The organism is Streptomyces sp. NPDC056144 (assembly GCF_042264145.1).
Classification (GTDB): Bacteria; Actinomycetota; Actinomycetes; order Streptomycetales; family Streptomycetaceae; genus Streptomyces.
Genome location: NZ_JBHJVF010000014.1, coordinates 39618 through 51861 on the forward strand (window position 1 = coordinate 39618; position 12244 = coordinate 51861).

The window sequence follows — 12244 nt, forward strand, 5'->3', positions numbered from 1 at the left end:
GCGCACACGAACGAAGGGAGCGCCGCTATGGCAGCGGGAACCATCCGCTACTGGGCCGCGGCCAAGGCCGCAGCCGGTGTCGCCGAGGAGCCGTACACCGCGGAGACCCTCGCCGAGGCGCTGGACGCGGCTCGCGCGAAGCACCCCGGCGAGCTCGTCCGGGTCCTCCAGCGGTGCTCGTTCCTGATCGACGGCGATCCTGTCGGGACGCGCGGTCATGAGACGGTACGGCTTGCCGAGGGCGGCACGGTCGAGGTGCTCCCCCCGTTCGCAGGAGGGTGAACCCCGCAGCATGAGCAACGACCAGAGTCACGGCAGCTACGACCCGTACGCGAACGGGTACGGCGGGCATGCCCACCCGCAGGCCCAGCAGGCCCAGCAGGTCCCGCAGCCCCAGCAGGGTCCCGACGTCGCGCAGACGTGGGAGGGGCAGACCTGGGACACCCAGTTCCAGCCGGCGGTGCCGTCGTACGAGACGCCGTACGCCGCACAGCCGCAGCAGGCTCAGCAGGCTTACGACGCTCCGTACGGGCAGCAGTCCGCGTACGGGCAGCAGCCCGTGTACGAGTCCGGCGCGTACGAGTCCGCCGCGTTCGACAGCACGGCGTACCTGCCGCCGCAGCAGTACGAGGCTCCCGCCCCTGCTCCCGCCCCCGTGGCCGAAGCGGCACCGGCGTCGGCGGGGGCGCCCGCGTACTCCTCGCCCACCACCTCGGGGAACACCCGCATCACCGACGCCCAGCGCGCGCGGGCCGAGGGCCGGTCGCCCGTCATCGAGCCCGGGATCCAGCCGGCGGCGCTGACCGCCGTGCTCGGCCTGCTGCTCGCGGGCGGCGCCGCGCTCGGCTCGTACGGGCTCCTCGTCCCGCTCGTCCTGCTCCAGGGCCTCACCGCCGCCGGCTGGTTCCGGCTCAACGGCATGTGGCCCGCCCGGCAGGGCATCGCCCTCGCCTTCCTCGGCGGCCTCGTCGCCGACGGGGCCCTCCTCGCGGTCGGCCGCGAGCACGCGGCCGGCGCGATCCTCGGCACGCTCGGCGTCTGGGTGCTGCTCTGCCTCGTGCTCCAGCTGCGCAGCCACGCCGACCCGGACGAGCGGATGTACGGCCTGATGGCCGGCGTCGTCTCGGCCGCCCTGGCCGTCGTCGCCGCCGGGTACCTCGGCGCGGAGCCGGACGCGGTCGTCGTCGGCGGGGTCGCGGTCGCCGCCGCGACCGTCGCGCGGGCGCTCCCGCTGCCCGGTCCGGTCTCGCTGGTCGTCGCGCTGCTCGCCGGCGCGGGCGCGGGGATCGCGGCGGGCGGCTTCACCGACCTGGGGAGCGCGGGCGCGCTCGTCGGCCTCGCGGCCGGGGTCTGCGCGCTGGTCGGCCTGCGGGCCGCGAGCTACGACTACCCCTCGCGCTTCGTCCACATGACCGCCGGGATCGCGCTGCCGCTGACGGCGGCGGCACCGGCCGTCTACCTGCTCGGCCGCGCGCTGGGCTGACGGGCGGGACACCCAGAGGGAACCAAGCGGCCCCCCGACACGTCGATCTTCGTGTCGGGGGGCCGATTTTTTCTGCCTTACGGGTACCTACGGGGAGAAGCACCACCCATGCGAGCACTGCGGATTCTGTTGATCGTGGCCGTCGTGCTGGGCGGTGTGCTCGTCGGGGTCGACCGGCTCGCCCTGGCGTACGCGGAGTCGGAGGCGGCGAGCCGGGTGAAGCTGTCGGAGGCCGCGGAGACCGGGGACGTCGAGGTCGACATCAAGGGCTTCCCGTTCCTCACCCAGGTCCTGGACAAGCGGTTCGACGAGGTCGACGTGGTCGCGCGCGGGGCCGAGACGACGGCGGGCGACCGTCGCATCCGGGTCCAGGAGCTGACGGCCGCGCTCAGGGACGTGACGGTCACCGGTGACTGGTCGGGCGCGCGGGCCGGTTCCGCGAGCGGCACGGCCCTCATCTCGTACGCGGACCTCACGGCCGCCGCCGACCCGGGCGTGACGGTGGCGTACGGCGGCGACGGCAAGGTGAAGGTCACCGGCAGCGTCCAGATCCTGGGCCGGAAGCTGACGCGTTCGGTGCTGTCGACGGTGACCGTCGTGGACGGGGACACGTTCAAGGTCCGCGCGGACGAGGTGCCGGGCGAGGGGATCCCGCTCGTGGAGGACAAGATCCGCGAGAAGACGGACTTCGAGCGGTCGATCGGGCTGATGGCCGGGATGAAGGTGGAGAAGGTCGAGGTCGGGCCGGAGGGCCTGGCGGTGGCGGTGAGCGGCCGGAACGTGTCGCTGGCGGGCTGACGCCCCCCTGCTGCCCGCCTCGGGGCCCGCCTTCGGGCCCGTCTTCGGGGCCCGTGAAACCGCGGGTGAACCCCCTTCGGCCACATGCTGAGACGCCCCCGTCCGATCCGCAGATACCGAACCCGGACACCTGGCGCGGAGCCGTCCCGAGCCGACCCCGACGGCACTCTCGTCCCACATCTCGGACGATCGCGTCTCAAAATACGACACACCGGTGACACGGCCGCCTGTCCGTCCCTACGATCGAGGGCATGAAGCGACAGGCGGATCTCACGAAGCGGCGGGCAGTAGACCTGTGCCGCGTCGCCGCCATGCTCTGTCCTTCGGTCTGAGCGGGAGCGCCGACTCCCGTATTCCTTCAGGCCCTTCGACCGCGGTCGGGGCCGACCTGTGCAGCCGTACCCAAGTCCGTACGAACGCCGAACGCGACGACGCGTACCGCGGCACAAACCCGCACCAATCGCACCGAAGCGCACCACACCCCCGCACACTGCCCCGGAGGAGAACAGCATGGCTCGCAGCGACGTCCTGGTCGACGCGGACTGGGTCGAGGCCAACCTCGACAACCCGCAGGTCGCCATCGTCGAGGTCGACGAGGACACCTCGGCCTACGAGAAGAACCACATCCGCAACGCCATCCGGATCGACTGGACGAAGGACCTCCAGGACCCGGTCCGCCGTGACTTCGTCGACCAGGAGGGCTTCGAGAAGCTCCTGTCGGCCAAGGGCATCGGCAACGACACGACGGTCGTCCTCTACGGCGGCAACAACAACTGGTTCGCCTCCTACGCCTACTGGTACTTCAAGCTCTACGGCCACCAGGACGTCAAGCTCCTCGACGGCGGCCGCAAGAAGTGGGAGCTCGACTCCCGCGACCTCGTCGCCGAGGTCCCGGCCCGCCCGGCCACCGAGTACAAGGCCAAGGCCCAGGACGCCTCGATCCGCGCCTTCCGCGACGACGTCGTGGCCGCGATCGGCTCCCAGAACCTGGTCGACGTCCGGTCGCCCGACGAGTTCTCCGGCAAGCTGCTCGCCCCGGCGCACCTCCCGCAGGAGCAGTCGCAGCGCCCCGGCCACGTGCCGAGCGCCCGCAACATCCCGTGGTCGAAGAACGCCAACGACGACGGCACCTTCAAGTCGGACGACGAGCTCAAGGCCCTCTACGAGGACGAGCAGGTCGACCTGGCGAAGGACACCATCGCCTACTGCCGCATCGGTGAGCGCTCCGCGCTGACCTGGTTCGTGCTGCACGAGCTCCTCGAGGTCACGAACGTCAAGAACTACGACGGCTCGTGGACCGAGTACGGCTCCCTCGTCGGCGTGCCGATCGAGCTCGGCGCCAACAAGTAACCCCACTTCTTCCCCAGGACAGGACAGCGAACATGTGTGGAGCCCAGGTCGGCGGCCCCGACGTCAGCACGCTCAAGCCCGGTGAGACGGCCATCCAGGGCCAGGTGACCAAGGACGGCGAGCCCGTCACCGGTTACGTGCGCCTCCTCGACGGCTCCGGCGAGTTCACCGCCGAGGTCCCGACCTCGGCCACCGGCCAGTTCCGCTTCTACGCGGCGACCGGCGAGTGGACCCTGCGCGCGCTGGTCCCCGGCGCCCAGGCCGACCGCAAGGTCGTCGTCACCGAGGCCGGCAGCCTGACGGACGTCGCCATCGCGGTCTGATCCGCGACCACGAACGGCCGGAGGGCCGTGCCTCCTGGGGGGTTGGACGCCACACCAGGACCTGAGGCACGACCCTCCGGCCTCCGCCTTTTCGCGGCCTTTTTCGCGGCCTTTCGGGGGGCTGACGCCGCGCGTACGCTGAAGGTGTGTACGCGCGGCGTCGGCACGTCTACTTCTGGTTGATGGGCGCCTGCCTGGTCCTCTTCGTGGGCGCCTGGGCCGTCGTGCGCCTCTTCTCGATCCCGGTCGCCGTCGGCATGTGCGTCGTCGCCATGGTCATCCCCCCGATCGCCGCGATGGTCGCGAACCGCAAGGGCCCGGACGACCGCTGGTGGGACGACCCCTCCGGGGACCCGAAGTCGGACGAGTGGTGGGACGAGCTGGACGGGAAGAAGCGGCGCCGGGAGGACCAGTAGGCCCGGGGGACCAGTAGGCCCGCGGGCTAGTAGACGAGTGCCTGGGTGTCCTCGCCCATGACCTCCTGGACGAAGACCTGCGCGCCCGCGATGCGGATGCCGTCCAGGACGTCCTTCTCCGTGATCTCGCGGCGGGTCGCGCACTGCGTGCAGAGGGTCACCCGGCCGGCCGCCAGGATCGAGTCGATCAGGTCCGGCAGCGGTGCCGCGTGCGGGAGCTCGAACTCCGCCGCGCGCCCCGGGAGCGCGAACCACGAGGACTCGCCGGTCAGCCAGAGCGACACCTCGACGCCGCTGGCGACGGCGACGGCCGCCACCGTGAAGGCCTGCGAGCAGCGTTCGGGGGCGTCGGCCCCTGCGGTCACCTTGATCACGAGCTTCTTCGCCATATGCCGAACTGTAATGCGCGGCCCTGCAACCTCTCGTGTCCCTCACGTGTCACCTGGTCGCACGGATGATCGGAATCCGTGCTTCAGGTCTCGTGGGGGGACTTTTGAGCATCGAAGAAACCGCACCCGCTCCTCCGGGTGCCCGTCCGCGCCGCCGTCGCCGCCTGCTGCGTACGGCCGGACTCCTCGCCACGGCAGCCGTCCTCGGCGCCGTCGGCGGCACCGCCGTCGGATACGGCGTCCAGGCGCAGCGCGAGCCCGTCGCCCTTCCGCCGCTCAACCAGCCGGGCCTCGCCTACCCGAAGCCGCTCCCGAAGGGCCAGAAGGCGAAGCCGCTCCCGGCCTCGGAGGACCTCCAGGCGAAGGCGCAGGGCGACCTGCGGAAGCTGGTCCTGCCGCGGCCCGCGGGGACGAAGGAGAGCGAGTTCTCCTCCGGCGACGGCTGGATGGAGGTGAGCCGGTTCGCGTCGCACTTCAAGCAGCCGGGCGGCGCGCTCGGCTACCAGCTGGACCTGGGCATCCGGCGGATCGCGGCCACCTCCTGGGTGACCGAGGACGACATCGCGACCGAGATCCGGCTCGTCCAGTACCGCTCGAACGACGGCCTCGGCGCGGCGGACTTCGTCGACGACCAGCAGGCCTACATGCCGGACGAGGACTACGCCGGCAGCGAGGGCACGGCCCTCAAGGGCTCGGCCGACGGCCGCTACTACGTCTTCCCCGTGCAGCGGAAGGCCGGCTACCTGGACATCTACGAGGCCCGGGCCTACTTCCACCGCGGTGACATCGCGGTGGAGATCTTCGTCGCCGGCACGAAGAAGATCTCCGGGAAGTACATCCGCTCGCTGGCCGAACGACAGCTGGAGCGACTGTGAGCGAGGACCGCGGCACCGTGACCGCCGCCCCTGTGACCGAGGTGCCGAAGGACAAGGAGAAGGGCCGCGTCCGCCGGGTCCTGCTCGGTGTCGTCCTCCCCTCCGTGCTCGTCCTCGGACTGGCCGGCGGCGGGGTCGCGTACACCGCCGTCACCGTCTCCTCCGCCGACCGCACCGCGCCCACCGAGGTGTGGGGTGGGAAGGAGGGAACCCCGCGGAACGACGAGGACCCCGCCTCCGCCCACGCCCGCGGCAAGAGCGGGACACCGCTGAGCAAGCTCCTGCTGCCGCTGCCCGACGGGTACGAGTTCGGCCCGGACGCGGGGCTGTACGGGAACGACGGCGAACTCGGCGCCGCGGAGGCCACCGCCCTGATGAAGCAGACGGGCGAGGGGCTCTCCGGGAAGAAGCGCCGCGCGTTCGAGAAGGAGGTCGACAAGCTCGGCCTCGAGGGCGTCGCCGTCCGTTCCTTCGCCGATCCGGACGACGCGCTCGTCGTCACCGTTCAGCTCGCGCGGATGAAGGACAAGAGGCAGATCAGGAACAGCTACCGGCTCCGCAAGGAGGTCCTGGACACCCTCGAGTTCCCGAAGGGACCTCAGGTGAAGGGCGCCCGGAACGCCTCGTGCTACCTGGCGCCCGAGGACGACTCGCTGACGAAGAAGGAGCGGGCCGAGGAGCTGGGCGAGATGATCTGCCTCGCGTACGACGACGAGGTCATGGTCATGGTCAGAGCGGCGGGCGCCAGGCCGTTCGACAAGGCGCGCGTGGCGGACCTGCTGAAGAAGCAGCTCGAACACGTCCAGTCCCCGGGGGAGTACGTATGACCGAGCAGATCCAGACCGAGGCGTCCGTCCCGGCGCAGGCGGCGGCCGAGCCCGCCCCGGCACCCGCTCCGGCCCTGGACCCGGACCCGACCCCGGACCCCGCCCCGGGCCCGGCCCCGGACCCGACCCCGGACCCCGCCCCGGGCCCGGGCCCGGCCCCGGACCCGGACCCGACCCCGGCCTCCGCCCCCGCCGTCGCCGGAGGCGCGGAGCCCGTTCCCCCGTCCCGGGCCTCCCGGCGCCCCCTTCTCTGGGGTGTCCTCCGCTGGACCGCCGCCGTCCTCGTCTTCGGCGGTGTCGGCGCCGGTACGGCCCTGGGGATCACGGCCATGGACCGTGACGCCGTACCCGGCCTCGCGACGGAGTCCGACGGCCGCTGGACGTACCCGAGGCTCGCCCTCCCCGCCCTCCCCGCGGACGCGCCGCGCCCGTGGACGGAGGGCAACGAAGGCGAGGTCCACCACGCCGACCTGCGGCAGCTCCTGCTGCCGGCCCCGGCGGAGGCCACGCTCGACCCGAAGGCGAAGGGCGGCTGGACCGGTGTCGACGCGTACCTCGCGCTGCTGCCGGAGAAGGAACGGGGCGCGGTGAAGGAGCATCTGGCCGAATCGGCGCTCCGGCACGTGGCGACCCGCGGCTGGACCACTCCGGACGGCACGACCACCCGGGTCCACCTGCTGAGGTTCTCGTCGGTGGCGTTCTCGGAGGCCCTCAAGGACGAGACCCTGCGGAAGATCTCCCAGAACACCCGGCTGCCCGTCGGCGTCGAGTCGGCGAAGATCGACATGTCCGTCAAGGACGTCCGGGTCCCGAACCTCTCCGTCTACGCCTACGAGGAAGAGGAGCCGTACGGCGGCGAGCAGACCCGCTGGGCCTACGTCCAGGCGGGCGACACCTTCGGGGTGATCACCCAGACCAGGAAGGGCGGGGTGCTCACCGTGCCCTTCCAGCAGACGGTCGCCCTCCAGGCGCAGCTGCTCGGCTGACCGGCGACGCCGCCGAATCCGCCGTAGACCCACCTCACAGAGTGGGCCGGGCCCCCGCCCACTAAGCTGGGGTCCGGCCCTTTCAGCCTTCATCGCTCAGTCGAGGAGCACCCCGTGATCGTTTTCTTCGAAGCTCTGCTGGTCCTGGTCTGTGTCGGCGTTCTCGCCTTCACCGGTCTGGCCGTGAAGAAGCTGTACCAGGGTCAGCGCTAACCGCCTCGCCAAACCCCTCTAGAGAACGCCAGAGCTGCTCATGATCGAGATCCCCTCCGACCTCAACCCGGGCCTCGTCCCCCTCGCGTTCCTTCTCGGTACGTGGGAGGGCGCGGGTGTCGCCGACTTCCCCGGCTCCGAGAAGTGCAACTTCGGCCAGTCCGTGACGTTCAGCCACGACGGCCGGGACTTCCTCGAGTACCACTCGCACTCGTGGGTCCTGGACAACGACGGCAACAAGGTCCGCCCGCTGGAGAGCGAGAGCGGCTACTGGCGGATCGACAAGGACCGCAAGGTCGAGGTCGTCATGGTCCGTGACGACGGTGTCGTCGAGATCTGGTACGGCGAGCTCGCCGACCAGAAGCCGCAGATCGACCTGGCGACGGACGCCGTCGCCCGCACCGCGGCCTCGGGCCCGTACAGCGGTGGCAAGCGTCTCTACGGCTACGTGAAGAGCGACCTCATGTGGGTCGGCGAGAAGGCGACCCCCGAGGTCCCGCTCCGCCCGTACATGTCGGCGCACCTGAAGAAGGTCGTGACGCCCGAGGAGGTCGCCGAGATGGCGCGCAACCTCGGTGACCTGCCGGACGACGGCATCGCCTTCTTCCGCTAGACCGCAGAGGGCCGTTCACCGCGCCCTCCTACACTGGAGGGCGTGGTGACCACCGACAGCACCGACTGGAAGAGCGACCTGCGGCAGCGCGGCTACCGGCTGACCCCGCAGCGGCAGCTCGTCCTCGAAGCCGTGGACGCGCTGGAGCACGCGACTCCGGACGCCATCCTCGTCGAGGTCCGCAGGACGGCCTCCGGGGTGAACATCTCCACCGTGTACCGGACCCTGGAGCTCCTGGAGGAGCTCGGGCTCGTGAGCCACGCGCATCTGGGGCACGGGGCCCCGACGTACCACCTCGCCGACCGGCACCACCATCTGCACCTGGTCTGCCGGGACTGCGAGAAGGTGATCGAGGCGGACGTCGAGGTGGCCGCCGAGTTCACCGGGAAGCTCCGCGCGACCTTCGGCTTCGAGACGGACATGAAGCACTTCGCGATCTTCGGCCGGTGCGGCGACTGCGCGGAGAAGGCCGCGGAGGCGAAGTCGTAGGCTCTGGAGTATGAAGAGCCCTCTGTTGTCCCTGCCCGGCGCCGTCCCCGCCGAAGGCCGTGACGAAGGCGTCGCCGCCCACTACGGCGAACTGTTCCGCGAGCAGCGCGCCCTCGCCGCCGGCACCGGATTCGTCGACCTCTCGCACCGCGGTGTCGTCGCCGTCACCGGCGACGACCGGCTGAGCTGGCTGCACCTGCTGCTCACGCAGCACATGACGGATCTTCCGCCGGGGCGGGCGACCGAGGCGCTGATCCTCTCCGCGAACGGGCACATCGAGCACGCGCTGTACCTCGTCGACGACGGCGAGACGGTGTGGGCGCACGTGGAGCCGGGGACGCGGGAGGAGCTGATCGCGTACCTGGAGTCGATGAAGTTCTTCTACCGGGTCGAGGTCGCCGACCGTACGGAGGACATCGCGGTCGTCCACCTTCCGGCCGGCTCCATCGCGGAGGTGCCCGAGGGCGCGGCCGTACGGGAGACCGCGCACGGCCGGGACGTCTTCCTGCCCCGCGCGGAGCTGGAGTCCTTCGCGGCCGCGCACGGCCCGGCGGCGGGCGTCCTCGCGTACGAGGCGCTGCGCGTCGAGGGGCACCGGCCGCGGCTCGGCTTCGAGACCGACCACCGGACCATCCCGCACGAGATCGGTGTCATCGGCAGCGCGGTCCACCTCCAGAAGGGCTGCTACCGGGGGCAGGAGACCGTCGCCCGCGTCCAGAACCTGGGGAAGCCGCCGCGTCGGCTGGTCTTCCTGCACCTCGACGGCAGCGAGGTCCTGCTGCCGGCCCACGGCACGCCGGTCCGGCTCGCCGCCGACGGCGAGGAGGGCCGCCAGCTCGGCTTCGTGACGACGGCGGTCCGCCACCACGAGCTGGGCCCGATCGCCCTGGCGCTGGTGAAGCGGAACGTTCCGGTGGACGCGCCCCTGATCGTGGGGACGACGGCCGCCGCGCAGGAGACCGTCGTCGAGCCGTAGCCCCCTGGGGAGGCTCAGACTTCGAGCAGCACCGTGAACGGGCCGTCGTTCGTGAGCGAGACACGCATCTTCGCTCCGAAGCGGCCCGTCTCCACGTGCGCGCCGAGGGCGCGGAGCTGGGCGACGACCTCGTCGACGAGCGGCTCGGCGACGGGGCCGGGCGCGGCCGCGTTCCAGGTGGGGCGGCGGCCCTTGCGGGCGTCTCCGTAGAGGGTGAACTGGGAGATGACGAGGAGCGGCGCGTTGACGTCGGAGCACGACTTCTCGTCGTTCAGCACCCGGACGGACCAGAGCTTTCTGGCCAATTGGGCGGCCTTCTCGGGGGTGTCCTCATGGGTCACCCCGACCAGGACGCACAGCCCCTCGCCGGCGATCTCGCCGACGGTCTCTCCTGCGACGACGACGCTCGCGCCGTCCACTCTCTGCACCACTGCTCGCATGGGTCCCAACGTACCGGCCGGGAATCGCGCGGGGCCGAACGGGTGCAGAGCGCCTGCACGTGCACGGGTGGGAGTGGCACGATGCCTGTCAGGCGGTGCGGCTCCGCACCGGTCGAGGGGACGATTCTCATGAGTGCACCTGGCACCGGGCCGACGCCGTCCGGCTCCGTACCGCTGTTCCGCGCCGCCGCGGGCGTCGGCGGAAGTCCGATCGCGCGTCCGCCCGTGCAGCGGACCGCCGACTCCGCCGCCCTGCCCGACGGGGTGGCGCGGCCCGACTTCGGGGCGCTGCGGCTGCCCGAGCTGCGGGCGCTGCGGCGCGAGGCGCAGAGCGACGAGGCCGACCTGAGCTACGTACGGCGCATGCTCCAGGGCCGTATCGACATCCTGCGGGCGGAGCTGGCGCGGCGGACCGACCCGGAGACGCCGGTCCTCGACCGGCTCTCGGAGATCCTCGCGGACGCGCCCCCGGCGCACCGTAGCTCGGCGCGGCACGTGACGCTGTCGACTCCGCGCGGCGACGAGTACCGGCGGCTCGCGTCCGAGATGCTGTCGGAGGTCGAGCTGTCGGACCTGTCGGCCCGCACGGACGAGGAGCTGCACGCGGCGATGGGCCGCCTCGCCGGGTACGAGCAGCAGATCTCCCGGCGCCGGCACCATCTCCAGCGGACCGCCGACGACTGCAGCGGCGAGATCGCCCGCCGCTACCGGGAGGGCGAGGCACAGGTCGACGACCTGCTGGCCTGAGCGGCGGGCCCGGGGAAATCCGGGTGCGGCGGCCGTGCCGCCGTGCTTGGGTCGAGGGATGAGTGTCGACGTGCGCACGGTGACGGAGTCCGAGTTCCCCGGCTGGATCCGGGCCCTCCAGACCGGCTTTCTGCGACCGCCCCACACGCCCGACGAACTGGTCGCCGACCGGCTGGCCCACGCGGACCTCGCGCGGACGCAGGGCGCCTTCGACGACCGGGGCCGGATCGTCGCGACCTTCCGTTCGTTCGCGCAGGAGGTGAGCGCGGTCGGCGGCGGCGCTCTCGCCGCCGACGCGATCACCCAGGTCACCGTCTCGCCGACGCACCGCAGGCAGGGCCTGCTCAGCCGCATGATGGCCACGGACCTGGCCGCGGCGAAGGAACGGGGCGACGCGGTCGCGACGCTGATCGCCGCCGAGTACCCGATCTACGGGCGGTACGGCTTCGGCCCGGCGAGCTGGTCCACCGAGTGGTCCGTCGACGTCCGGCGGGCCGGGCTCGACCCGCGCCGCACGGGCCGGCCGGAGGACGGCGGCCGGATCGACCTGACGGACGGCGCGGAGATCCGCGCGATCGGTCCTGACCTCCACCGCCGGTTCGCCGGCCTCCGCGCGGGCATCACCGACCGCTCCCCGCGCCTCTGGGAGCTGGGCACCGGACTCGGCTACCAGACGGACCCGTGGAAGGAGCCCTTCTACGCGGTCTACCGCGCCGAGTCCGGCGAGGCCGAGGGGTACGTCGCCTACACCGCCGACAGCAAGTGGGACGACGCGAAGCAGCCGGAGAACACCGCGTCCGTACGGGACATGGTCGCCGTCACCCCCGCGGCCGAGCGCGCACTCTGGCACTACCTCTGCTCGGTCGACTGGATCGCCACGGTCCGCTCCGGCCACCGCGCCCCGGACGACCCGCTGCCCCAGCTGCTCCCGAACCCGCGCGCGGCCAGGACGGTGACGCACGTGGACATGCTGTGGGTCCGGGTCCTGGACGTCGCGAAGGTCCTGGAGACCCGGACGTACCCGCTGGCGGACTCGCTGGTCCTCGACCTCCGCGACAAGGACGGCCTGGCCGGCGGCCGCTACCGCCTGGACGCGTCACCGGAGGGCGCGACCTGCGTCCGTACGACCGACTCCGCCGACCTCGCCCTCGACGTCGCCGACCTGGGCACGCTCGCCTTCGGCGACGAGTCCGCGGTCCGCCTGGTCCGTCTGGGCCGCGTCGACGAACGGAAGGCCGGCGCGGGAACCCGCGCCGACCTCCTGTTCCGTACGTCCCTGCGGGCCTTCTCGCCCGACATCTTCTGATCCGTCTGCCCCG

At 72.0% G+C, this 12244-nt stretch carries 17 protein-coding genes; 15 read left to right on the top strand and 2 right to left on the bottom strand.

What is annotated here, in order from left to right:
* Positions 1–27 precede the first annotated feature (27 nt).
* The 7 genes from ACFC0Z_RS30485 (at position 28) to ACFC0Z_RS30515 (ending at position 4370) form a co-directional block, all read left to right on the top strand.
* Positions 28–282 (top strand): MoaD/ThiS family protein, encoded by a 255-nt coding sequence (locus ACFC0Z_RS30485; RefSeq protein ID WP_376444736.1) that lies wholly within the window; start codon positions 28–30, stop codon positions 280–282.
* A gap of 10 nt (positions 283–292) precedes the next feature.
* Positions 293–1483, top strand: a complete 1191-nt coding sequence (locus tag ACFC0Z_RS30490; protein WP_376444738.1) for a hypothetical protein — start codon at positions 293–295, stop codon at positions 1481–1483.
* A gap of 108 nt (positions 1484–1591) precedes the next feature.
* Positions 1592–2281: a DUF2993 domain-containing protein gene (locus tag ACFC0Z_RS30495; RefSeq protein WP_376444741.1), complete on the top strand. Its 690-nt coding sequence runs from the start codon at positions 1592–1594 to the stop codon at positions 2279–2281.
* A 251-nt stretch (positions 2282–2532) separates the two neighbouring features.
* Complete coding sequence (locus ACFC0Z_RS30500) at positions 2533–2613, top strand: putative leader peptide (RefSeq protein ID WP_352029015.1); 81 nt, start codon at positions 2533–2535, stop codon at positions 2611–2613.
* Between the two features lie 178 nt (positions 2614–2791).
* Complete coding sequence (locus ACFC0Z_RS30505; protein WP_376444743.1) at positions 2792–3631, top strand: sulfurtransferase; 840 nt, start codon at positions 2792–2794, stop codon at positions 3629–3631.
* Positions 3632–3663: 32 nt separating this feature from the next.
* Positions 3664–3954 (top strand): DUF1416 domain-containing protein, encoded by a 291-nt coding sequence (locus tag ACFC0Z_RS30510; protein ID WP_030693674.1) that lies wholly within the window; start codon positions 3664–3666, stop codon positions 3952–3954.
* 146 nt (positions 3955–4100) lie between these two features.
* The gene (locus ACFC0Z_RS30515; RefSeq protein WP_376444746.1) at positions 4101–4370 is read left to right on the top strand and encodes a DUF3099 domain-containing protein; all 270 of its coding nucleotides are present in this window, start codon (positions 4101–4103) and stop codon (positions 4368–4370) included.
* Between the two features lie 26 nt (positions 4371–4396).
* On the opposite strand, the gene ACFC0Z_RS30520 is transcribed toward ACFC0Z_RS30515, so the two are convergent.
* Positions 4397–4759, bottom strand: a complete 363-nt coding sequence (locus ACFC0Z_RS30520; RefSeq protein ID WP_376444748.1) for a DsrE family protein — start codon at positions 4757–4759, stop codon at positions 4397–4399.
* A gap of 104 nt (positions 4760–4863) precedes the next feature.
* On the opposite strand from ACFC0Z_RS30520, the gene ACFC0Z_RS30525 reads away from it, so the two are divergent.
* The 6 genes from ACFC0Z_RS30525 (at position 4864) to ACFC0Z_RS30550 (ending at position 9738) form a co-directional block, all read left to right on the top strand.
* Complete coding sequence (locus ACFC0Z_RS30525; RefSeq protein ID WP_376444751.1) at positions 4864–5634, top strand: hypothetical protein; 771 nt, start codon at positions 4864–4866, stop codon at positions 5632–5634.
* A 17-nt stretch (positions 5635–5651) separates the two neighbouring features.
* Complete coding sequence (locus ACFC0Z_RS30530; RefSeq protein ID WP_376444754.1) at positions 5652–6461, top strand: hypothetical protein; 810 nt, start codon at positions 5652–5654, stop codon at positions 6459–6461.
* Complete coding sequence (locus tag ACFC0Z_RS30535; RefSeq protein ID WP_376444756.1) at positions 6458–7447, top strand: hypothetical protein; 990 nt, start codon at positions 6458–6460, stop codon at positions 7445–7447. The genes ACFC0Z_RS30530 and ACFC0Z_RS30535 overlap by 4 nt, the downstream gene beginning before the upstream one ends.
* A 253-nt stretch (positions 7448–7700) precedes the next feature.
* Positions 7701–8273, top strand: a complete 573-nt coding sequence (locus tag ACFC0Z_RS30540) for an FABP family protein (protein ID WP_376444759.1) — start codon at positions 7701–7703, stop codon at positions 8271–8273.
* 45 nt (positions 8274–8318) lie between these two features.
* Positions 8319–8762 (top strand): Fur family transcriptional regulator, encoded by a 444-nt coding sequence (locus ACFC0Z_RS30545; RefSeq protein WP_376445082.1) that lies wholly within the window; start codon positions 8319–8321, stop codon positions 8760–8762.
* Between the two features lie 10 nt (positions 8763–8772).
* Positions 8773–9738 carry a YgfZ/GcvT domain-containing protein gene (locus ACFC0Z_RS30550; protein WP_376444762.1) on the top strand — a complete coding sequence of 322 codons (966 nt, stop codon included), beginning with the start codon at positions 8773–8775 and terminating at the stop codon, positions 9736–9738.
* Between the two features lie 14 nt (positions 9739–9752).
* Here the strand turns inward: ACFC0Z_RS30550 and dtd are convergent, their stop codons facing one another.
* The gene (dtd, locus tag ACFC0Z_RS30555) at positions 9753–10178 is read right to left on the bottom strand and encodes a D-aminoacyl-tRNA deacylase (RefSeq protein ID WP_376444764.1); all 426 of its coding nucleotides are present in this window, start codon (positions 10176–10178) and stop codon (positions 9753–9755) included.
* Positions 10179–10307: 129 nt separating this feature from the next.
* On the opposite strand from dtd, the gene ACFC0Z_RS30560 reads away from it, so the two are divergent.
* Together ACFC0Z_RS30560 and ACFC0Z_RS30565 are read left to right on the top strand one after the other, a co-directional pair.
* The gene (locus tag ACFC0Z_RS30560; RefSeq protein WP_376444767.1) at positions 10308–10925 is read left to right on the top strand and encodes an ABC transporter substrate-binding protein; all 618 of its coding nucleotides are present in this window, start codon (positions 10308–10310) and stop codon (positions 10923–10925) included.
* Between the two features lie 58 nt (positions 10926–10983).
* Positions 10984–12231: a GNAT family N-acetyltransferase gene (locus tag ACFC0Z_RS30565; protein ID WP_376444769.1), complete on the top strand. Its 1248-nt coding sequence runs from the start codon at positions 10984–10986 to the stop codon at positions 12229–12231.
* Positions 12232–12244 lie beyond the last annotated feature (13 nt).

Coding starts and splice junctions, on each gene's coding strand:
- ACFC0Z_RS30540 (WP_376444759.1), top strand. CDS start 7,701: ATGATCGAGATCCCCTCCGACCTCAACCCGGGCCTCGTCCCCCTCGCG.
- ACFC0Z_RS30565 (WP_376444769.1), top strand. CDS start 10,984: ATGAGTGTCGACGTGCGCACGGTGACGGAGTCCGAGTTCCCCGGCTGG.
- ACFC0Z_RS30560 (WP_376444767.1), top strand. CDS start 10,308: ATGAGTGCACCTGGCACCGGGCCGACGCCGTCCGGCTCCGTACCGCTG.
- ACFC0Z_RS30520 (WP_376444748.1), bottom strand. CDS start 4,759: ATGGCGAAGAAGCTCGTGATCAAGGTGACCGCAGGGGCCGACGCCCCC.
- dtd (WP_376444764.1), bottom strand. CDS start 10,178: ATGCGAGCAGTGGTGCAGAGAGTGGACGGCGCGAGCGTCGTCGTCGCA.
- ACFC0Z_RS30510 (WP_030693674.1), top strand. CDS start 3,664: ATGTGTGGAGCCCAGGTCGGCGGCCCCGACGTCAGCACGCTCAAGCCC.
- ACFC0Z_RS30490 (WP_376444738.1), top strand. CDS start 293: ATGAGCAACGACCAGAGTCACGGCAGCTACGACCCGTACGCGAACGGG.
- ACFC0Z_RS30495 (WP_376444741.1), top strand. CDS start 1,592: ATGCGAGCACTGCGGATTCTGTTGATCGTGGCCGTCGTGCTGGGCGGT.
- ACFC0Z_RS30535 (WP_376444756.1), top strand. CDS start 6,458: ATGACCGAGCAGATCCAGACCGAGGCGTCCGTCCCGGCGCAGGCGGCG.
- ACFC0Z_RS30500 (WP_352029015.1), top strand. CDS start 2,533: ATGAAGCGACAGGCGGATCTCACGAAGCGGCGGGCAGTAGACCTGTGC.
- ACFC0Z_RS30485 (WP_376444736.1), top strand. CDS start 28: ATGGCAGCGGGAACCATCCGCTACTGGGCCGCGGCCAAGGCCGCAGCC.
- ACFC0Z_RS30505 (WP_376444743.1), top strand. CDS start 2,792: ATGGCTCGCAGCGACGTCCTGGTCGACGCGGACTGGGTCGAGGCCAAC.
- ACFC0Z_RS30550 (WP_376444762.1), top strand. CDS start 8,773: ATGAAGAGCCCTCTGTTGTCCCTGCCCGGCGCCGTCCCCGCCGAAGGC.